The organism is Pseudomonas sp. RIT623 (assembly GCF_004519305.1).
In the GTDB taxonomy this organism is placed as follows: domain Bacteria; phylum Pseudomonadota; class Gammaproteobacteria; order Pseudomonadales; family Pseudomonadaceae; genus Aquipseudomonas.
In genome coordinates this window covers 97,044-118,311 of record NZ_SOZA01000008.1, presented here as the reverse complement: position 1 = coordinate 118,311, position 21,268 = coordinate 97,044, and the positions used below count along the sequence as shown (strand labels likewise).

17 protein-coding genes are annotated in these 21,268 nt (G+C 63.3%); 5 read left to right on the top strand and 12 right to left on the bottom strand.

From position 1 onward, the window contains the following. Positions 1-71: 71 nt before the first annotated feature. Positions 72-2,396 carry an FdhF/YdeP family oxidoreductase gene (locus tag E3U47_RS08310; RefSeq protein ID WP_134690668.1) on the bottom strand — a complete coding sequence of 775 codons (2,325 nt, stop codon included), beginning with the start codon at positions 2,394-2,396 and terminating at the stop codon, positions 72-74. Positions 2,397-2,696: 300 nt separating this feature from the next. On the opposite strand from E3U47_RS08310, the gene E3U47_RS08305 reads away from it, so the two are divergent. Then, entirely contained in the window at positions 2,697-3,596 is a 900-nt protein-coding gene (locus tag E3U47_RS08305; protein WP_134690667.1) for a bestrophin family protein, read from the top strand. Positions 3,597-3,637: 41 nt separating this feature from the next. Here the strand turns inward: E3U47_RS08305 and glp are convergent, their stop codons facing one another. Both glp and moaB read right to left on the bottom strand, forming a co-directional pair. After that, entirely contained in the window at positions 3,638-4,837 is a 1,200-nt protein-coding gene (glp, locus tag E3U47_RS08300) for a gephyrin-like molybdotransferase Glp (protein ID WP_256660250.1), read from the bottom strand. Next, a complete protein-coding gene (gene moaB, locus E3U47_RS08295) occupies positions 4,834-5,373 on the bottom strand; it encodes a molybdenum cofactor biosynthesis protein B (protein WP_134690665.1) in 540 nt (179 codons plus the stop codon). Before moaB ends, glp begins: the two co-directional genes overlap by 4 nt. 239 nt (positions 5,374-5,612) lie before the next feature. Between moaB and E3U47_RS08290 the strand changes: the two genes are divergently transcribed. The 3 genes from E3U47_RS08290 to E3U47_RS08280 are packed head-to-tail and all read left to right on the top strand — an operon-like array spanning position 5,613 to position 7,278. Next, entirely contained in the window at positions 5,613-6,530 is a 918-nt protein-coding gene (locus tag E3U47_RS08290) for a LysR family transcriptional regulator (RefSeq protein ID WP_134690663.1), read from the top strand. Further along, complete coding sequence (moaC, locus tag E3U47_RS08285; RefSeq protein WP_134690661.1) at positions 6,527-7,027, top strand: cyclic pyranopterin monophosphate synthase MoaC; 501 nt, start codon at positions 6,527-6,529, stop codon at positions 7,025-7,027. Before E3U47_RS08290 ends, moaC begins: the two co-directional genes overlap by 4 nt. Continuing rightward, entirely contained in the window at positions 7,027-7,278 is a 252-nt protein-coding gene (locus tag E3U47_RS08280) for a MoaD/ThiS family protein (protein WP_134690659.1), read from the top strand. Before moaC ends, E3U47_RS08280 begins: the two co-directional genes overlap by 1 nt. Here E3U47_RS08280 and E3U47_RS08275 read toward each other — a convergent pair. The 3 genes from E3U47_RS08275 to E3U47_RS08265 form a co-directional block, all read right to left on the bottom strand. Then, positions 7,275-7,805: an ankyrin repeat domain-containing protein gene (locus tag E3U47_RS08275; RefSeq protein ID WP_134690658.1), complete on the bottom strand. Its 531-nt coding sequence runs from the start codon at positions 7,803-7,805 to the stop codon at positions 7,275-7,277. The two genes, E3U47_RS08280 and E3U47_RS08275, sit on opposite strands and share 4 nt — an antisense overlap. Positions 7,806-7,893: 88 nt before the next feature. Next, positions 7,894-9,432 carry a catalase KatB gene (katB, locus tag E3U47_RS08270; protein ID WP_134690656.1) on the bottom strand — a complete coding sequence of 513 codons (1,539 nt, stop codon included), beginning with the start codon at positions 9,430-9,432 and terminating at the stop codon, positions 7,894-7,896. 262 nt (positions 9,433-9,694) lie between these two features. Then, the gene (locus E3U47_RS08265) at positions 9,695-10,906 is read right to left on the bottom strand and encodes a CdaR family transcriptional regulator (RefSeq protein ID WP_256660249.1); all 1,212 of its coding nucleotides are present in this window, start codon (positions 10,904-10,906) and stop codon (positions 9,695-9,697) included. A gap of 242 nt (positions 10,907-11,148) precedes the next feature. Here E3U47_RS08265 and E3U47_RS08260 point away from each other — a divergent pair, with 242 nt between their 5' ends. Next, the gene (locus E3U47_RS08260; protein ID WP_134690654.1) at positions 11,149-12,018 is read left to right on the top strand and encodes a phytanoyl-CoA dioxygenase family protein; all 870 of its coding nucleotides are present in this window, start codon (positions 11,149-11,151) and stop codon (positions 12,016-12,018) included. A gap of 174 nt (positions 12,019-12,192) precedes the next feature. On the opposite strand, the gene E3U47_RS08255 is transcribed toward E3U47_RS08260, so the two are convergent. The 6 genes from E3U47_RS08255 to E3U47_RS08230 all read right to left on the bottom strand — a co-directional run bounded on the left by E3U47_RS08255 (position 12,193) and on the right by E3U47_RS08230 (position 21,263). After that, positions 12,193-13,155: a YCF48-related protein gene (locus E3U47_RS08255; protein ID WP_134690652.1), complete on the bottom strand. Its 963-nt coding sequence runs from the start codon at positions 13,153-13,155 to the stop codon at positions 12,193-12,195. A 10-nt stretch (positions 13,156-13,165) separates the two neighbouring features. After that, positions 13,166-15,580, bottom strand: a complete 2,415-nt coding sequence (locus tag E3U47_RS08250) for an RND family transporter (protein WP_134690650.1) — start codon at positions 15,578-15,580, stop codon at positions 13,166-13,168. A gap of 8 nt (positions 15,581-15,588) precedes the next feature. Then, complete coding sequence (locus tag E3U47_RS08245; protein WP_372239493.1) at positions 15,589-17,235, bottom strand: DUF1302 domain-containing protein; 1,647 nt, start codon at positions 17,233-17,235, stop codon at positions 15,589-15,591. A gap of 26 nt (positions 17,236-17,261) precedes the next feature. Continuing rightward, positions 17,262-18,683 (bottom strand): DUF1329 domain-containing protein, encoded by a 1,422-nt coding sequence (locus E3U47_RS08240; RefSeq protein ID WP_134690648.1) that lies wholly within the window; start codon positions 18,681-18,683, stop codon positions 17,262-17,264. Positions 18,684-19,159: 476 nt separating this feature from the next. Then, positions 19,160-19,807, bottom strand: a complete 648-nt coding sequence (locus E3U47_RS08235) for a hypothetical protein (RefSeq protein ID WP_134690646.1) — start codon at positions 19,805-19,807, stop codon at positions 19,160-19,162. A gap of 88 nt (positions 19,808-19,895) precedes the next feature. Next, positions 19,896-21,263 carry an FAD-binding oxidoreductase gene (locus tag E3U47_RS08230; protein ID WP_134690644.1) on the bottom strand — a complete coding sequence of 456 codons (1,368 nt, stop codon included), beginning with the start codon at positions 21,261-21,263 and terminating at the stop codon, positions 19,896-19,898. Positions 21,264-21,268: the final 5 nt, after the last annotated feature.

Here is a 21,268-nt window from a genome sequence, read left to right as displayed (position 1 = left end):
TGTGGACAGGCGGCGCCCACGGGCGAGTTAAGCCCGGGGAGCCGCAGTCGATGAATGAAGGAAGTGAAGGCTCAGCCGGCGACGGCGTGGATCAGGCCGTCGGCTTGCGCCTTGGCCAGCTTGATCGCGACGAACTTGGAGGTCGGCGTGAAGGTGCGATCGCCGTAGCTTTCCAGCGGCACCAGCGGGTTGGTCTCCGGGTAGTAGGCCGCGGCCTGGCCCTCGGGAATGTCGTAGGCCACCAGGGTGAAGCCATTGACCCGGCGCTCCAGACCGTCTTCCCACAGCGACACCAGATCGACCTTTTCGCCTGGCTCGAAGCCCAGGCGGCGGATGTCCGCTTCGTTGGCGAACACCACTTCGCGCAGGCCGAACACCCCGCGGTAACGGTCGTCCAGGCCATACAAGGTGGTGTTGTACTGGTCGTGTGAGCGCAGGGTCTGCAGGATCAGGTCCGGCTTGTCGCCACGGGCCAGCACCGCCTCGTTGACCAGTTGCGCTGGCAGTTCAGTGGCGCTGAACTGGGCCTTGCCACTGGCGGTGTTCCACTCGCGCTCGGCGGCGGCGTTGCCCAAGTGGAAACCACCCGGGTGCTGCAAGCGGGTATTGAAGTCGGTGAAACCGGGGATAGTGTCGGCGATCAGGTCGCGGATACGCGCGTAGTCGGCCACGGTCCAGTCCCAGTCGATCGGCCGGTCGCCGAGGGTGGCCTTGGCCATGCCGGCGATGATCGCAGGTTCCGAGCGCAACAGCGGCGAGCGTGGTTTCAGCTGGCCGTGGGAAATGTGCACCATGCTGAAGGTATCTTCCACGGTGATGCCTTGCGGGCCTTCGGCCTGCAGGTCGATCTCGGTGCGGCCCAGGCAAGGCAGGATCAAGGCGTCGCGGCCGGTGACCAGGTGCGAGCGGTTGAGCTTGGTGGAGATGTGCACGGTCAGCTCGCAGTTGCGCAGCGCCGCATGGGTACGCGGGGTGTCCGGGGTGGCCTGGGCAAAGTTGCCGCCCAGGGCGATGAACACCTTGGCGCGCTTTTCTTCCATGGCCTGGATCGCCAGCACGGCGTTGTGGCCGTGGCCGCGCGGTGCGTCGATGGCGAAGCGCTTCTCGAGGTTGTCCAGCAACCAGGCAGGCGGCTTCTCGTCGATGCCCATGGTGCGATCGCCCTGCACGTTACTGTGGCCACGCACCGGCGACAGGCCGGCGCCAGGTCGGCCGACGTTGCCGCGCAGCAGTTGCAGGTTGACGATTTCCTGCACGGTCGGCACCGAATGGCGATGCTGGGTGACGCCCATGGCCCAGCACATGATCACCCGTTCGGCCTTGCGGTACATGCGCGCGGCCAGCTCGATCTCGGCCAGGCTCAGCCCGGACTGCTCGACGATATGTTCCCATGAGGTAGCGTCGACCTGGGCCAGGTAGGCGTCCATCCCGCTGGTGTGGGCCTTGATGAAGGCATGGTCGAACACCGCCGGCATGCCGTTGGCCTGGGCTTCGCGCTCCCACTGCAAGAGGAACTTGGCCATGCCGCGCAGCACTGCCATGTCGCCGCCCAGGGCCGGGCGGAAGTACGCGGTATTGGTGGGTTCGGAACCGTTGCTGAGCATCTCGAACGGGTGTTGCGGGTGCTGGAAGCGCTCCAGGCCGCGCTCCTTGAGCGGGTTGAAACAGATCACCTGGGCGCCCCGCTCCACCGCTTCGCGCAGCGGTTCGAGCATGCGAGGGTGGTTGGTGCCGGGGTTCTGGCCGATGACGAAGATCGCGTCGGCTTCTTCCAGGTCATGGAACACCACGGTGCCTTTGCCCACGCCCAGGGTATCGCCCATGCCCAGGCCGCTGGCTTCGTGGCACATGTTCGAGCAGTCGGGGAAGTTGTTGGTGCCGAAGCTGCGCACGAACAGCTGGTACAGGTAGGCCGCCTCGTTGCTCGCTCGGCCAGAGGTGTAGAACTCGGCCTGGTCGGGCGAAGCCAGGCCGTTGAGGTGGCGGGCCACCAGGGCGAAGGCTTCGTCCCAGCTGATCTCGACATAGTGGTCGGTGCTGGCGTCGTAGCGCATCGGATGGGTCAGGCGGCCCTGGTATTCGAGCCAGTAGTCGCTTTGTTCGAGCAAGGCGCTGACACTATAACGGGCGAAGAAATCCGGGTCGACCGAGCGACCGGTGGCTTCCCAGTTGACCGCCTTGGCGCCGTTTTCGCAGAACTTGACCATGCCGTTTTCGGGCGACTCGCCCCAGGCGCAGCCGGGGCAGTCGAAACCGCTGTTCTGGTTGGTCTTGAGCATCGCACGGACGTTCTTGACCGCATTCTCGCTGCCCAGCCAGGCCTTGGTCACGCTCATCAGCGCGCCCCAGCCGGCGGCCGGGCCGTTGTAACTTTTGATATGTTCTTCTTCGCTCATCAGGATCACCCTTGATCGATTCACGCGGGAGGGCCAGTTTGAAGTTTCGCCGCATTCAACTAACTGAAACTTCGACACTGTCGACCGCTGCAGGCTATTTTTGCCAGGCGCAGGCGTCAAATCAAAAGTAATGACAGGTTGATCAGTATGCTCTATCACCGCGCACTGATAGAGCGCGCCGATCAAACGGTCATTAATTGCAATTGGACGCTGCACTCTTATCTCTCTAGGCTAGGGTCGCGTTTATGGCGCCTGAACTTATCAACTTTCAGGTTTATATATGAACGTGCGGGTACTTCCATGATCGTCCACGCCAAACCCAACCTGCTCAATGTCCTCATTACCCTCAAGGGCTCGATTGCCCGGCGCATCGTCCGCCGCACCCTGATGGTCAGCGCCCTGGCCTCGTTGATCGTCCTGGTCGAAACCCTGCATCCAGCGTTCTATGCCAAGGTCAGCGCCACGCCGTTTACCCTGCTGGGGCTGTCGCTGTCGATCTTCATGAGCTTTCGCAACAACGCCTGTTACGACCGCTGGTGGGAGGGTCGCAAGGCCTGGGGCCAGGTGGTTATTGAAGTGCGTTCATTCATCCGTGCCAGTTGCGTGGTCGCCGATGCCCACCAACGCCGGCAACTGTTGCAGGGCTTGTGCGGCTATGCCCATGCGCTCAATGCGCGGTTGCGCGGCGAGGATGAGTACAAGGCTGCGGCGGCCTGGGTTGCCGACGCCGCCAGCCTGCCGCCACACAACCTCAGTGATGGCATCCTGCAGGCGCTGGGCGCGCGTATTTCACGCCTGGCGCTAGAGGGGCAGATCAGCGAGTGGCGCTACATGACCCTGGAGCAGCGGCTCAAGGGCTTGTCCGAGGCCCAGGCGGCCTGCGAGCGGATCAAGGCCACGCCGTTGCCATTCCCCTATACCTTGCTGCTGCATCGCACCATCTACCTGTTCTGCGTGTTGTTGCCGTTCGCCATGGCCGAGCCGCTGGGCTGGCTGGCGCCGTTGTTCACGGCCATCGTCAGCTATACGTTCTTTGGCCTGGATGCGATCAGCGACGAGCTGGAGGAACCGTTCGGCCGGGATGAGAACGACTTGCCGCTGGATGCCATCGTGCGCACGGTGGAGCGCGATGTACTGAGCGCCCTGGGCAGCACCGAGCTACCGCCGTTGTTGCAGCCGGTTGATCATGTGTTGAGTTGAGTGCGCCTTGCGGCAAACCGTAGGAGCCAGCAAGCTGGCTCCTACAAGCCCAGCCCATCAAACCCGATGAAATCCAGGATATCCCCCGCCGCGAAAGTCTCCCCCGCCGGCACCTCCAGCAAGCCATCGGCCTGCACCGCGCTGAGCAAGGTCGCCGAGCTCTGGTTCTCCAGCAACCGCGCCCGCCCGCCTTCGAGCCTGACCCGCAGGTATTCCTGGCGCTTGCCGGCCTTGGGCCAGGCAAAGCCGGCGACCACTGGCACGCGTGGCGGCGCCACCCGGGCAACGCCCATGCGCGCCAGTAAATACGGCCTTGCCAGCAACAGGAAGGTCACCAATGCCGACCCCGGATTGCCCGGCAGGCCGAGCAACGGCACGCTGCCCAACTGGGCAAAGGTGAACGGCTTGCCCGGCTTGATCGCCAGCTTCCACAGCTTCACCTCGCCAGTTTCACGCAGCAGCGCGCCGATACAATCGGCATCGCCCACCGACACCCCGGCGCTGCTGATGATCAGTTCGCAGTCCCTGGCCCCGGCCAGTACCGCGCGTACCTGCCGCGCATCGTCCGCGACCCGCCCCAGGTCCACCACCTCGCAACCCAGGCGTTCGAGCAAGGTGGCCAGCAGCACGCGGTTGCTGTCGAAAATCTGCCCTGGCTGCAGCACCGCGCCCGCTTGCGCCAGTTCGTCGCCGCTGGAAAGCAGCGCGACCCTGGGCCGGCGCAGTACCATGACCTGCGCGATGCCCTGGGCCGCCAACACCCCCAGGGCGACCGGCCGCAACAGCGTGCCCGCCGCCAGCAAAGGGGTGCCAGCGCGGATTTCGTTGCCCTGCCGGCGAATATTGTCGCCTCGGCGCAGCGCCGTCAGCGAAACTACCCGTCCTTGTTCATCGACCGAGCAGTTTTCCTGCAACTGCACGCAATCTGCACCGGCAGGCACCGGCGCGCCGGTAAAAACCCGGGCGCAACTACCCGCCCGCAGCGGCGCGGGGGCCTGGCCGGCGAATACCTGCTGGGAGACCGGCAAGGGCCCGGCGGCCAGATCGTCCAGGCGCAAGGCGTAGCCGTCCATGGCGCTGTTGTCCCAGGGCGGCAAGTCGAGCGCGGCCTGCAGGTCCTCGGCCAGCACACGCCCGTCAGCGTCGCCCACGGCGACCGACTCACGGGCAGTGAACGGCGCTGCGCGAGCCAGCCCGAGCAACTCGGCCAAGGCCTGCTCGACGCTCATCAGCGCGCTCATGAGCGCGGCCCGCAGAGGCTTGCGGCTTTCAGGTGGGGCACGAAGTTGCAGGGTCGATGGCGGGCGTCGAGCTGCTCCACCAGGATGCCCTCCCAGGCGGTGCGGCATGCTCCGGTCGAACCCGGCAGGCAGCATACCAGGGTACCGTTGGCCAGCCCGGCCAGGGCCCGGCTCTGCACCGTCGAGGTGCCGATATCGAGGATCGACAGCGCGCGGAACAGCTCGCCGAAACCCTCGACCTGCTTGTCCAGCAGGCAGGTCACCGCTTCGGGGGTGCTGTCGCGTCCGGTAAAGCCGGTGCCACCGGTGATCAGCACCACCTGCACGCCTTCGTCGGCAATCCAGTTGGCCACCTGGGCACGGATCCGGTACAGGTCGTCCTTGAGCAACACCCGCGCCACCAGGCGATGGCCCATGTCCACCGCGCGGCTGGCCAGCAGTTCGCCGGAAGTGTCGGTTTCGAAAGTACGGGTATCGCTGACAGTCAATACGGCGATATTCAACGGAACAAATACGGCATCAGGTTTTACGCTCATGGCTAACCACACAGTGCTGGCGAATAATTCGCTGAAACTAGAGCGGCTATTAACAGGCGTCCAATCGATAATATGTACCGGCCCATCAACAGGCTCTATCAAGGCTCATCATCAATCACCTCTATCAGTTCTTCGTTATTTCTCATTGGACGCTCTGGGCGCTTCACTTTACTTTCCATCGCCTTGAAACATGGTCGGCAACGCCATGTCCCGATTGCAACTTACCGGCAAGGCGTCACATGGATATCAAACAACTCAAGTTCCTGATCGCCCTGGACCAGACCCGGCACTTCGGCCAGGCCGCCGCGCTGTGCCATATCACCCAGCCAACGCTGTCGATGCGCCTGCGCAACCTGGAAGACGAACTCGGGCTGGTGCTGGTGACCCGTGGCCAGCGGTTCGAGGGATTTACCGAGGCCGGCGAACGTATCCTGGCCTGGACCCGCACCTTGCTGGCGGCCTATGACGGCCTGCTCGCCGAGGCCGCCAGTTGCCGTGGGCGCCTGGTCGGCAGCTTGCGCATCGGCATGGTGCCGCTGTCGAGCTTCAACCTGATGGGCCTGCTCAAGCCGTTGATCGAGTGCTACCCGCAATTGCAGGTCCAGCTGACCTCGTTGAGCTCCGAACAGGTGACCGATGGCCTGAGCCGTAACCAGCTGGACCTGGGCATCTGCTACCTCGACCGGATCAACCGCAACTATTTCGACGTCATCGAGTTGGGCGCCACGCGCATGGGCCTGCTCTACGACACCCGGCACTTTCGCTTCAGCTCGCCGAGCCTGGCCTGGGAAGCGTTGGAGCAACTGCCGCTGGGGCTGTTGTCCCAGGGCATGCACTACCGTCAATCGATCGACCTGAGCTTTCGCAGCCGTGGCCTGCACCCGCAATCGATCCTCGAGAGCGACTCGACCTACCAACTGATCCAGGGCGTCAGTGCCGGCCTGTGCTGCGCGATCATGCCCCTGGACCACGGCCTGGAAGGCCTGAGCGAGCATATTCGCATTTTGCCGATCAACGCTGCCGCCATCCATGCGCCGGTAGGCCTGTTGCTGCGCCGCAGCGAACCGCGCTCGGCCCTGGCCCAGCAGTGCTTCGCCGAGGCCCGCGCCCTGCTGTGCCCGGACCTCGCCCCCAGCCGTACCCTGGAGACCCCATGAACGACACCCCTGCCCCAGCCAGCCCGCTGACCCACCTGGACAATCACGGCCACGCGCACATGGTCGATGTCACCGACAAGGCCGACACCCGCCGCGAGGCCGTGGCCGAAGCCTGGGTGCGGATGAAGCCCGAGACCCTGGCCCTGATCAGTGCCGGCGGCCACCCCAAGGGGGATGTCTTCGCGGTGGCGCGCATCGCCGGGATCATGGCCGCCAAGCGCACCCACGAGCTGATCCCGCTGTGCCACCCGCTGCTGCTGACTGCGGTGACTGTCGAGCTCAAGGCGGTGGCGCCGGACTCGGTGCGGATCATCGCCACCTGCACCCTCAAGGGGGCTACCGGGGTCGAGATGGAGGCCTTGACCGCCGCCAGCGTGGCGGCGCTGACCCTGTACGACATGTGCAAGGCGGTGGACCGCAGCCTGCAGATCGACTGGCTGCGCCTGCTGCGCAAGTCGGGTGGGCGCTCGGGTTTGTACCAGCTGGAGGACGCCTGATGATCCGGGTGAACTACTTTGCCCGCTACCGCGAGTTGCTGGGCAGCGACGGCGAGGAGCTGCCCTGGGCGCCGGCCCTGGCCACCTTGCGCGACCTGCGCCAGATGCTGGTCGCGCGTGGCGAACCGTGGGCGGCAACCTTGGGCCAGGCCAACCTGATGAGTGCCCGCAACCAGGACCTGTGCAGCCTGGACGAGCCCTTGGCCGATGGCGACGATATTGCCTTTTTCCCACCGGTCACCGGCGGCTAGCGAGCCCCGTTGAGCTCGCCCCGGCGCAGGCTGTCGACGCTGTTGCCCAGGGCATCGCGGGCGTGCGGGTCGGCGCCACGGGCGGTCAGCGCCTGGAGCAGGTCGTCGCGCTTGAACAGCGCCGCGTACATGGCGGCGGTCTGCCCGCTGGCGTTGCGCTGGTCGGGGCTGCATGGGGCCTCGAGCAGGCGCCGGGCAATGCGCAGTTCGCCCTTGAAGATCGCCCCCATCAGCGCGGTGTTGCCGCGCAGGTCCTGGGCGCACGGATCGGCGCCAGCCTCCAGCAGTTGCTCCAGCGCTGCGCCCTGGCCATGGTAGGCGGCGAGGATCAGCCCGGTGTAGCCCTTGGCATCCTGCACGTCAAGGTTATAACCGGCCTGGATGAATTGCCCGAGCACGGCCTGGTCGCCCTGGCGTGCCGCCTCGAAGTAGTAGTCGCGCAGGCGTTGCTCGACCTGCGCGGCGTCCTCGGCCTGGGCCGTGGCGCCGAGCAAGGCGAACACGGCCGCGAGTATCCATTTGTACATGGCAGCCTCCTGGGTAGGAGCCAGCCTTGCTGGCGAACCAGGTAACGTGCAACCTGGCACCGACACAGCCGGCTCCTGCATGGCAAGGTCAGTCCTGCAGCTTCGCCGCCAACTGCTGAACACGCTGCAGATCGGCCTTGGCCACCTTGGCCAAGCCTGTACCGTAGTCGGCATCGGCCTTGTAGAAGAACGACAGCATGATGTAGCGGCTCTGCTCGTCGGTGATCGCCAGTGCCCCACCGAGGCTGTTGATCAGGTCGGTCTGCTCCTTCTTGCTGTACGAGCGGAACAGCTCGCCGGTCTGCTTGAAGTTCTGCTCGCGCTGGATCTTGGCCTGTTGGGTGGTGCCGCTCAGCGGCGCCTGCGAGTAACGCGCGCTGGCCTGCTCTTCACGCGGCTGCAGGCGGCTCGGCTGGTAGTTGACGCCGCTGTTGGTGTGGCCGTTGTTCGCCGCGCCATCCTGGTTGATGGTGTTCACCTCGTTGCGCGGACGGTTCACCGGCAGGCCCAGGCCGTTGGCGCCAACCCGGTACATCTGGGTGTCGGCATAGGCGAACAGCCGGCCTTGCAGCAGGCGGTCCTCGGAAGGCTCGATGCCCGGCACGAGGTTCGACGGCGCCATGGCCACCTGCTCGGTTTCCTGGAAGAAGTTGTCGACGTTGCGGTCCAAGACCATCTGGCCGATCTTGCGCTCCGGCACGTTGGGCCAGATCTTGGTGGCATCCAGTGGGTCGAAGTCGAAGCTGGCCAGTTGCTCAGGCTTGAGTACCTGGATGTACAGGTCCCATTTCGGGAAGTTGCCCTTGTTGATGGCCGTGACCAGGTCGTGGGTCATGTGGCTGTAGTCGCGGCCCTGGACCTGCTCGACCTGTTTCGGGTCGAGGTTCTTCTGCCCTTGCAGGCTCTTCCAGTGGAACTTCACGTAGTGCACCTGGCCCTTGGCGTTGACCAGCTTGTAGGCATGCACGCTATTGCCGTCCATCTCGCGGTAGCTGGCCGGGGTGCCCTCGTTGGAGTACAGCAGGGTCAGGGTGCGGGTGGCCTCAGGTACATGAGAGAAGAAGTCGAAGCGCCGCGCGTCGTCGTCGAGGTTGCTGCGCGGGTCGGGCTTGAAGGCGTGGACCATGTCCGGGAACTTGATGGCGTCGCGGATGAAGAAGGTCGGGAAGTTGTTGCCCACCAGGTCCCAGTTGCCGTCGGCGGTGTAGAACTTGGTGGCGAAGCCGCGTGGGTCACGCAGGGTTTCCGGCGAGTGGTTGCCATGCACCACGGCCGAGAAACGCACGAACACCGGGGTCTTTTCGCCAGGGCGGAACACCTTGGCCATGCTCAGCTCGCTGATGTCGGCGCTGGCGGTGAACTGGCCGTGGGCGCCGGTGCCGCGGGCATGCACCACGCGCTCGGGAATGCGCTCACGGTCGAAGCGCTGCAGCTTTTGCAGCAACTGCACGTCCTGCAGCAACACCGAACCGTTGGGGCCGGCGGTCTGCGAGTTCTGGTTGTCGCCCACTGGCGCGCCGTTGTCACGGGTCAGCGTTGCGGCCTGCACCGACAGCGACAGCAGGCTGGCGGCCAGGGTGCTGGCCACCAGCAGACGGCCAGGCTGGAACAGTTTGAACGGGATCATGATGTACTCCTAAAGGCTCTATACAGGCGTCTTGATGCGCCTGGAAAAGGTTAAGGAGGCTGCGCCCGATCGCTAAATTGATCCTGCCCATCAGTGCTATTGGTAATTTCAATTCTGCTGGTTATGCCCAGATGCTATAGACTCGCGCGCTCATTGAAACAGGATGATCGCTACGCACTGGACGCCTTCGAGCGCTTGATCGCCGCGCTTCCCGCTCGCCAGCGCTAAGGCAGCAAAGGCTCAGCCGATGATGCGCTGGAGGTTATCTCTCGCTCTCATCCTGTGGCGTGCTCCAGATCAGCAGCTCCAGTGCAGCGGCGATCTGGATACGGTGTTCGGCGAAAGGTATCGGCAACAGGTCCTGGGCGCGTTCCAGGCGACGCAGCAAGGTGTTGCGATGGGTGCCCAGCATCTCGGCGGTCTGGGTGACGTTGCAGCCCTGGGCTAGGAAGGCGTGCAACGACTGCTGCAGGACCATCGGTTCGGAGGCCAGCCGCCCCAAGGTGCTCAGGATGAACTGCCGGGTCGCCCGGGCATCTTGGGTCATCAACGACACCATCCGCACCTGATCGATGCTGGCCAGTGGTGGAGCTCCGGCCAACCGCCCCATCAGCCGTTGGGTCGTCAAGGCTTCCAGGTGCGAGCGACGGAACCCATTGAGCCCGCTGGCCGGTGCGCCAATGGCCGCGCGCAGCGTGGGAAACCGGGCCATGGCGCTTTGCAGGCTGAGCAGGTCCACAGGCTTGGTCACGCAGCTCCAGGCCCACAAGGTCGCAGGGCCGGCGAACACGATCAGCGCCGAGGTAGCCCCCGTGAGGTTGGCCAGCGCACGGGCCAGGTCTTGCAGTTCCCCCACTTGCGCCTCGGCCGTTTCGCTCCACACCAGATAGGCCAGGTGTTTCTGCGCAAGGCTGTAGCCCAGGCGCCGGCCAAACTGCTCGGTGTCTATGTCGCGGCCATCGAGCAAACGGCTGACCAGGCTGCGTTTGTCGACGTGATCGTCGTGGGCCTGGGCTTGCTTTTCCTCGAGGATGATCTGCGTGATCACCCGCATGTTGCTGTCGATGAACTCCGAGATCGAGCGCGACGAGACGTCAAGGAACTCCTCGAGCAACGCCGGATCCTGGGTCAGGCCGAACGCCATCTTCATCCACAGTTCCCAGGCGGTGTTCTGTGTCGACCGGGCGACATTCATCAGCAGTTCCGACAGCCCCCGATGGGCAAGCTCCCGGGCCGTATCCACCATGTCAGCCGATACATAGGGTTCCACCGGTTCGCCAGGGCGCTGCATGTTGGCGTTGGCCCAATGCAGCAGCTCTGCGCGGTTGGCGCGCCGGCACGCGGCCAGGATGACCGGGTCTTCCAGCAACCTTGCGTCTTCCGGTGAGGCGAACAGCGCCTGGTTGAGCCGCTCGACCCACTCCGGCGGCAGCGCCTGGGCACGTTCGGCGCCTTTGCGTATCAGTTCTCGCACCGCTTCGCAGGGGCGTGGCCAGGGGGAAAGAGGACGATTCATAGAGAGTGCAGAACGCTCAAAAATACGCAAGGAATTGGTGCTTTTTGTACCTTGGCCGCAGGCCAGTGGAAACATAGCATGAAGCCACTGCCTGAACAAAAACACACGCAAGGCATTTGCCACTCCCCGTGCCTTGTTCAGGCTGTGCGCCGTGCCAATCGGCCAGCGCGACAACGATGCCTTTGAATCGGAGTGTCAGCATGTCAGCCCCCGAAATAAACCCACCCCAGCTGCCCAGCGTAACTCGCGCGAGCTCACCCGAGGAGATCGTGCAGCTCAGCGATCAGGTCGGCGCGGTCATCATCCGCAACTTCATGACGCCTGAACAGGTACGGCGGATCAACCAAGAGGTCGACGCCCCCCTCGCCGCCCTGGACGCAGGCTCCAGGCACGAACACGAGTTGATCGTCGAGTTCCATGGCCGGCAGACCAAGCGGCTGACCAACCTGGTGACCCACAGCAAGACCTTTCGCGAGGAAATCCTCGATGATGATCTGTTTCATGAATTAGGGCGCGTGCTCTACCAGTCCGATGCTGGCGACTGGTGGCTGACCACCGCGCAACTGATTGAAATCGGCCCGGGCAACAAGGCACAGATGCTGCACCGCGACATGGCCCAATACCATCCCTACGTTGCCATGAACAAGCATGCGCCGCGGGCCATCGCCAACCTGATGTTGGCCCTGACTGATTTCACCGAAGAAAACGGCGCTACGCGCCTCATCCCCGGGAGCCAGGACTGGGATGACTACGCAGACGTCGGCACCCCGGAAATGACCATCCCTGCCGTGTTGAACGCAGGCGATGCCGTGCTGTTCGGCGGCAAGGTCGTCCATGGTGGCGGCGCCAACGTGACCGCCGGTGAGTTCCGCCGGGGCCTGACGATTCCACTGCAGGCGTCGATCCTCACGCCGGAAGAAGCTTACCCATTGATCGTGCCGATGGACGTGGTAAGAACGCTTTCTCCCCGGGTGCAGAAGATCATCGGCTTCCGTTCGCAGTATCCCGCAGGCAGCCCAGGCCTGTGGCAGCACAACTACGCTGACCTGGCGGACCATCTGCAGCTGTAACCCGTGGCATTGATCCGGGGGGCAGGCCACCTGCCCCCGGGTATGCCCTGCTTGGTCCGTAATGCCCTGCCCTCTGCGTTGACCGCGTTCGGCCCTCCTCTCAAAGGGTGATGCTTGGCGTTCGGCCTGGGTCGTTTTGCGACCCGAGCCATGGCCAGTTCGTCCGGTAACGCCTCACTCCTGGTACGGCACGACGCCACGGCGCGAGAACAACACAGGCGAACCGTGGGCATCGAGCAGCACCGCCGTCAGCGACAAGCCATCAGCTGACTGTTTTTCCTGGAAATGGCGCCCGCCATCGTCGCTCAGCATCATCAGCCCATCCAGCCCGACCACCAGCACCCGGGAACCCTCTACCGCCATGGCGGTGACGGAGCCTTTACCGTGGGTAGGCAACCTGCGCCAGCCCTTCCCTTCCTTGGCACCCTGCAGCAACGTGCCTCGCTGGCCGCCGAGTAACAGGCTGCCGTCATCCAGCACGGCCCCGGACCACAAGGTGCCCGTATAGCCGGTATCCAGGTAACCCCAGCTTTTGCCATGGTCCTCGGAGTGCAACAGCTGCCCATGCTCGGCGGTGGCGTACAGCGTGCCGTGGCTGTCGGCAAACAGCCCCATCAGGTTTAGGTCGGCCTTCTTGGCGCCTGGTGGCGGCGGCAACGCTTGCTCGGTCCAGGTCTTGCCACCATCCTCGGTGGTCAGCAGCAACGACCACAGACCCACGGCGACGCCCTGTTGGGCGTTGAAGAAATGCACGGCGAACAGCGGCTGATCTTCGTCGCTGGACAAGCGCTGGATCTGCCACGACTCGCCACCGTCGGTGGTGGCCAGGATCGCGCCCCAATGGCCAACCGCCCAGCCACGCTGGGCGTCCACGAAGGACACCCCTGTCAGCTGAGTGGATACCGGCACCGAACGCGCCTGGCGAAAAGCCTTGCCCTGATCGTCGGACAACAACACCACGCCGTGATCACCCACCGCGACCACCCGCTCGCCGGCCCACACGGCATCCAGCATGGTCGCCTGGGTGGCGTTGCTCGCCTGCGCGGCGGGCACTGCCTGCAAGGGCTCGGCCCGGGCAGACAGCAACGGCAGTGTCACAGCGAGCACCGCCGCGATCAATGAACCCCTGAATCGCATGTTTATCTCCTCAGTGCAGCAGCGCGCCGATCATGCGCACGGGGCGCTTGCGCGGGAATACCCGCTCCAGCCAGACCGCGAACGCCGGCAGTACGGTCATGGCCATGACCATGTTGACGATGAACATGAAGGCCAGCAGCTTGCCCATGTCCGCCTGGAACTTCAGGTCGGAGAAGGCCCAGGTGGCGACGCCCACCGCCAGGGTGATCGCGGTGAAGATGGTGGCCACGCCTACTTCGAGCAACGCGTGCTCGACCGCCTTGGTGATCGACTGGCCATGGGCCAGGTGCAGTTGCAGGCGGTTGTAGATGTAGAAGGCGTAATCCACCCCGATACCTACCGCCAGCACCATCACCGGCAAGGTGGCAATGGTCAGGCCGATCTGCAGCTCTTTCATGAACCAGTAGCCAATGAACGTACCGATGGTCAACGGCAGGCAGCACACCAGCACCGCGCGCAGGTCGCGGTAGACCGCGAACACCAGCAACGCGATCGCGGCATAGACATACAGCAGCATGGGCGTCTCGCTCTTCTCCACCTCCTCGTTGATGGCCGCCAGGACACCTGCGTTACCCGAGGCGAGGCGGATCGACAGCCCCGGTTGCGGATACTCGCCACGAAACGCCTTGACCGCCGCCACCACCCGGTTGATCGTCGTGGCCTTGTGGTCGGCCAGGTACAGGTGCACGGCGGACATGCTGCAGTCGGTGCGCACCAGGCCGGGCGTGCGCGCCACCTCGGTGGCCAGCGCCGCGTAGTTCATCGGGTCGATGGGCACCACGGCCATCTTCGGGTTGCCTTCGTTGTAGCCCTCGTTGAACTGGCGCAGGTTGCTGGAGAACGACGCCACCGACAGCACCCCGGGCACGCCCTGCATGGCCCAGACGAAACGGTCCTGGTACTGACCCGCCGCGACATCCTCGCACGCCGCCGGCACGCCTTCGCCAGCCTCCCCCGGCCTGGCTTCGAACACCACGCTGAGCCAGTCCAGGCCAATGTCATAGTTGTTGGCGATGGACACCGCGTCGCGGTTGAAGCGTGAATCCTGGCGCAACTCCGGGGCCCCGGCCTGCAACGAACCGACGACACGGTCATGGCTTTGCCAGATCGCCAGCAGAAAGATCACCAGCGCCACGCCCAGTACCCACTGCGCGTTGCGCCACTCGGCCAGCCGCGCCAGGCCACGCAGCCAACGGCTGCGGCGCTGCCGGGAAACCTCCTGGGCCGCCGCGTACCTGTCGTCGACCCGCAGCATGGACGCCAGCAAGGGCAGCATCAGCAGGTTGGTGATGATCTTGTAGGCCACCCCGAGCGATGCGGTGATCGCCAGTTCCCGCACCATCGGGATCGGGATCAGCAGCAACGTCACGAAAGACACCAGGGCGGTCACCAGCGCCAGCGTGCCGGGGATCAGCAAGCCGGTGAAGCTCGAGCGTGCCGCAGCTTCGGCGCTCTTGCCGAGGGCGATCTCGCGAACGATGAAGTTGATCTGCTGCACGCCATGGGAAACCCCGATGGCGAACACCAGGAACGGCACCAGCACCGCCAGCGGGTCGAGCCCGTAGCCGAGCAGACGCAAGCTGCCGAATTGCCAGACCAGCGAGGCCAGCGAACAGACCAGCGCCAGCAGGGTGAAGCGCAGCGAATGGCAATACCAGTACACCGCCGCCGCGGTCAGCAGCAGCGCCAGCAAGCAGAACTCCAGCACCGCCGAAGCGCCGTCGGCGATGTCGCCGATCTGCTTGGCGAAGCCGATGATCTGCACTTCGAAATCGCCATCTTCGAACTGCTGGCGAATCTCTTTTTCCAAGCGGTGATTGAACGCGACATAGTCCAGGTGCGTCCCGTCGGCCTCGTACTCGTTGAGCTCCGCGGTGATCATCGCGCTGCTCTGGTCACGCGACACCAGGGTGCCGATGAAGCCCCCTTGCGCGGTGGAGTTGGCGATCGAGGCGATGACCTGGTCGTTCAGGTGCTCGGGCGAAACCGTGCCCGGCACCAGCGGATCGGCGCGAAAGCCTTCTTCGGTAATCTCGTTGACGAAGGCATTGGGCGTCCACAACGAGCGCACGCTGCTGCGCGAGATACCGGGCAGGAAGCTGATCGCCTGGGTCACGTCATACAGCCGCTTCAGCCCAGGAGCGCTCCAGATATCGCCCTTGCGCGCCTTGACCACGATGGTCAGGCGGTTGGCGCCCATCAGGTCATTGCGATACGTCTCGAAGGTCTGGATGTATTCATGGCCGACTGGCAACTGCTTTTCGAAGCCGGCGTCCATGCGCAACTGCACCGCGAACCAGGCCATGACCAGGGTGAACACGGCCAGGCCCGCCAGCACCAGCCGACGATGTCCGAACAAGACCCGCTCGACGCGTGGCAACACGCCACGCGCCTGGACCTCTATCAGTTTTACAGAACCGTTCACAGGAGGCCTCACAAGGTACGGGAGATCGCGATGCCGACATAGTCGCGGTCACGATACAGCTGATCGTAAGAGGTATCGCCGCCCATGAACTTGGCGTAGTTCAGGGATACCTGCCAACTGGCCGGGTTGCGCACGAAGTTCAGGTAGAAGTTCATGCTGCTCGCGTCCTTGGTGAAGGTGGCCGTGAGGTTCGGCGTGCGCCCGCTCAGCGAGCGTGCGTAGAACACCCCCGGGGTGACCTGCCAGCCCGGCAGCAAGGTGCCGTCGTAGGTCATGCTGAAGTCCAGGTTGATGCCCGACGAGGTCTTGTCGCCACGCGACTTCGGCGCGGTCGCAGGGTCCAGCTGCCAGGCATTGAGGCCGGCGGCGAGCGGCTCGCCGTTGACCTGGTCATGCAGCCCCGGGTATTTGATGACCACCAGTTCGCTGAGCAAGGTGCCGGTGCTGGCGCCAGTGAAGTCCAGCAGCGTCGGCGAGTTGGACGGCGTGAAGCTGTACAGGCCGGTCAGGTGCCACTGGAACTTCTTCTCGTCCTTCCAGCATTTGCCGCCATTGCTCGAACACAGGTCGACGACCGGGTTGAGCATCACCGAATCCTTTGGCCGGTAGGACAGCTCGGTACCGACGGCCCAGTCGCCGATCGGCATGTTGGCGCTGACGCCATACATCATCCGATCTTCCTGGTAGCGCCAGGACGGTGCGGCGGCAAAGGTGTCAGGGTCGAGAATATCCACGCGCAACGACGGCGTCTTGTCGTGGTAGCGCATCACGTAGAAGCCATAGTTGACGTCGCTGTCCTCCGGCTGCCAGCGCAGCGAAAGGCCCCACTGGCCGCTGTCCCGGGCTTTGTTCTCGGAAAACCCGTACTCGCCCCTGCCCTCGCCGAGCGCGTTGGTGGTGGACCAGTAGCTGCCTACCGGCGGCAGCTCGCTCTTGTTCCAGCGAAATTGATAATAAGCCTCGACGTTGACCCCCGAGCCCAGGCCGGAGGCGACACTGAGCATCGGCGCCGGCAGCACGGCCTCCTTGAGCTGTACCCCCGGACGGGCCAGGGCTTGATAGTCGTAGGCGTTGGTATTGTTGATACCCCCGGCCACGAACAGACTCTCGCCCCAGTTGATCACCTGGTTACCCAGACGCGCCCGGACTCGCTGCCCGCCCACGTCGAAGCCTTTGCTCACCCACAGGTCGAGCAGGCGCGCCTTGAAGGCGAGATCGTCGCGGGCATCTTTGCCAAGGCCGCTGCTGCCGATGCTGTCAGGGGTGTTGAATGAGCGCGTGCCGGTGGTATCGGTGGCCGCGAAGTCGCGGATCCAGGTACCGCGCGCCATGAAGGTGACGTCCTCGGGCATCTTCAGCAACAGCTCGTGGGTACCCTTGAGGTAGTTGGTGAACATGTCGCCGCGGTCGTAGTTCAGGTCGCCCTGATCCGCCACGCCCGAGCTCTGCGCCAGGCAGCCGGACGGCACATTGTGCCCGGTGGCCCCCTGGTTGATCAGGTTGCAGCCGCGCGATTCCGTACGTACACCCATGCCGGCGGTGATGGTGGAGTCGAACGAACCATTGAGGGTTTCGGTTTCGAAGGTGAACCCCATTGCCAGTGGGGTGGTGCACACGATGACAAGGCCTGATGCTTTGCTAATTATTTTTTTCATGCTGGCTCTCGATCTGACGTCGTTCTTTAGCGTTCGCTGATGGCTCGCAGGTTATCGGAGGTGAAGAAATCGCGTTTCAGGCGTGGGCTGCTGCCGTCCTCGGTGAGCCAGCGGATATCGTTCTTGCCGGCGCCGACCGAGGTCATGTCGAACAGGTAGCGGCCTTCGACCAGGTTGTACTGGACCTGGGCCTGCACATCGCAGGTACCGGTTTCGTAAACGGGGATCGAGAAACCTTCACGGACCTTCCAGATCTGCCCTTGCTTGTCGTAATCGACGGCCAGCAGCGGGTTCCAGCTGTCCTCGTCGATGTAGAACATGCGTTTTGGCGCCTGGTGGCGCATGCCCTGGCGGACATTGGCTTCAACCACCCAGACCCGATGCAGCTCGTAGCGGCGCGCCTGCGGCGCAATCGAATCGTTGCCGGCGAACGCCTCCACCTTGGCGGCCGTGTCATAGGCACCGAAGGCGTTGTACGGCACCAGCAGTTCCTGCTTGCCGACCAGCTTCCAGTCAAAGCGATCCATGGTGCCGAAGAAGACATTCGCCTCATCCACGGTGTACTGGTTGTCCAGGCCGATCTGCGGCGCGTCGTAGGAGTACGACGGCATGCGCCGCACGCGACGTTGGCCGGGGAAGTAGTAGAAGGTCGTGGCCTGCTCGCCGGCCACGGCCGTCTGCACCGCGGACTGGCCAGCCAGGGCGGCAGGCTCCAGGTAATTGAAGAAGGTGGCGTTTTCCAGGCGGCCGACGGAGGAGAACAGGTTGTCGCCTTTCTTGCCCCAGGGGGTGAAGAAGAAGGTGTCGGTGGACTGGCGCAGCCACTCCCCGCCCTTGCGTGGCGAGATGCCCGAAATGCTTTTCGGGATTTCGACGCCCACGCCGCGGTAACGCATCTTCATGTTCCACATCACCTCGGCGCCGTTGCTCGGCATCGGGAACGGAGCGCCCGGCAAATGGGCTTCCTCGAGGGCGACCCCGGTGGCGTCGAGCTTGGCGAAGCCCACGTTCTTGCGCGTGTTCTCAGCCACGAAGGTCGGCACATCGCAGGTGCGACGGGTCGGGTAGACATCCATGCGGTAGCCTGGAATCTTCTTGAACAGTTCGAGCTGGGCGGGAGCGAGCTTGCTCGCGTGTTGCGCCAAATTGCTCGCATCGATGCTGTACAGGGGCTTGTCGCCCTTGAACTTCCAATGTTCCCCGCGTACCTGGCCGTAGTTCCAGCCTGTCCCTTGCGGCCCCGGGGCGCTCCAGGCCGGAATATCCCCGCTTGAACTGGCAGCGACCTCACCGCCCAGCGGCGTCAGCTTGGAGCCCAGCGCCTCGGCCCCCTGGGGCGCGGCCTGCACCGAGCAGATCGCGGTCGACGCCGCCAGGGTAACCAGCAGCTGCCTGAAAATACGCCGGGCGAACAGTTCACCTTCCAGCCGTGCAGTGACTTCTTTCATGGGGGGATCCTCAAACAAATGGCTTTGACCGGCTGTTCGATCTTCCGGGTGGGGAAATCGGTGCCTGACGCATCTCGGTCACCCGACATGATCAATTGACCATGTCATGTGATCAACACGCAAACCATATGCCAAAACGCCTGACAGGCGGTTTACATCAGATAAATCAGCTAGTTGGAATTGTTTATTGCTTTATAGGTGGCAAGCGCCTGTTCATTAGTGGGAAGTAAGGAAACATGTGTTACCAAAAGATGCTTATTCTTGGTGCGCTGTATAAGTATTTCGCCCTCTGAAGAAGCTGAGGCTGTCGAGCCGCTTTATAGGTCAAGCTTATTCAGGCTCATTACTCTCGCGAATAAGAATCCCATAAAAAAACCGCCCCGAGGGGCGGTAAAAAAGCAGGCCATCGGCCCGCCATGGAGTAAATAGCAGATGTGACATTCTGAAAAATGATGAAGCGCGTAGATACTGTTGCGTCAATGCGAGTGAAGCATGGCCTGTGCACAAACTTTTCGGGAGCGTTGAAGCGCACCATAGGCATAGAACAACTGCGCCATCGAATAGGACCAGGTCACGAAGGCACAACTCATGAATATCATCTTCGTGTCATCCCCCGGGATCGGGAAAAAGTCATACCTTAGTGCAATCGTCAAGCCCGCTGCCGCCCCCAGGAATGTTGCCAACGCGTGCAGAATCTCGCTCGCACGCGCCAGTCGCCACGTGAAGTAGAGCAGGTACACCGTGGCGATCGACCACATCAGCACATAGAAATAAGGGAGCCATGGCTTGAATGCGGACGAGAGAAAGTAAATAGCTGCGGCAACGAAAGACAGCAAGAACAATATGAAATCTTTCGCCGGTGTCGGCTTGTAATTATGCGTCACGGCCATCAACCCGAGGGTCGCAATAATCGGAACGCCGACACCACGGGAAAACGCATCGAGAAAAATGGCAATATTGTAGTTAGTCTGCCAACCGGTGGCGATGAACGTCGTGAAGTTCGTTGCCGATATGCCCACGATCAGAAACTCGACACCGAGCAGATAGTTTTTTTGCCTGATGAATGCCGCGCCATAACCTAAACCACATATCACCAGCAGCACGCATGCGACCAGCGCGAACATATCTATTAGTTCCACGATAATAGCCTCTTCAGTAGGGTCGCGGCGTTGTCCCGCAGTCCGTTGCACAGGACAACGACATCAACTGCAGTCAGCCTTTGCTGGCAGTGTGTTTACGCACTTTTCTATCGGTCCAGTCATCCAGTAACTTGGCCGCCGCGAACGCGGAATGGATGGCGCACCACTGCAAGGGCTCAGGCAGCATGGACGGCGTCTTGTGCTGCATGGCCGTCAACAGCTCTGGTGTCTTGCCGTTAATTTGCGCGGCAAACAGCGACCCGACATATGACTGGGTGCCCAGCCCGTGGCCCGAACAGCCGGTGGAGTAGAGAATATTCTGCTTTTCGCCCATGGCACCGATCATCGGCAGGAAGTCATAGGCGCCGCTGACATAGCCACTCCAACAATGCTGAATGCCCAGGCCGTGCAAGGCCGGATGGCGTTCGCGCAGTACCTGCGCCAATGCCGCGTAAGCGCCCTGGTCTGGGATGTTGGGGGTCTTCGAACCATAGGCATAACCCAGCTTCTTGACGGTCAGCACCATGGTGCCGTGTGCTGTCAGGCGATGGCTCTCCATGGTGTAGTGCGGCGTGATGATGCCTTCACGCCCGTGCCAGCCCACGGCAGCGAGCTGCTGCGGTGAGAGCGGTTGCGTTTCGATCGCCGACACCCGAATCGCCGCGACCTTGTTGCGCAACACCCCCAGCTGCGGGGTATAGGCATTGGTGGCCAGTACCATCACTGGCGCGGTCGCGCTGCCGTGGGCAGTCTTGCAGGTAATGACCGGCCCTTCGCTGAAGGAGAGCAATGGTGTGCGCTCGTAGAGTTTCACGCCGGCCTCGATGGCCGCGCGGCGCAGGCCGGCGACGTACTTCCCTGGGTTCAGTGTGCCGCCACACTGCTCGGCCGCGAATAGAAAGGCCGGCGGGATTCCCCGAGCGCGCATCTCGGCGCCGTCCACGAACCGGGTCACGGCCCCCAGCTTTTGCCCCAGTGCCATGTTTTCCCGCAAGCGTTTTTCCTGGCTGGCATGAACACCTGCGCGCAGCACACCGGAGGGGTTGTAGTCACAGTCGATGCCCAACGCCTTCATTCGGCCTTCCACATAGGGCACGGCCTCGTCGTAGAACCTGACGAACTGCGTCGCCTGCTCGATCCCCAAACGCTTGACGAACATGTCGTACTCGATACCCATGCTGCCCAGCAGGTAACCGGCATTGCGGCCACTGGCGCCGAAGCCGGCGAACTCCTGCTCCAGCAGGATCACCTGCGCGCCCAGCGCCCTCAGTTCCAGCGCGGTCGACAGCCCGGCAAATCCGGCGCCGACCACGATGACATCAGCCTTCACGTGCCCTTCGAGCGACGGCTGCAGATCGGCGGGTCGCTCCACCCATCCACCCAGGCTGCGAAACTTCAACGGTGCAGCGTCACCAGGGGCTGCTTTATTCACTGCATTCATCTACA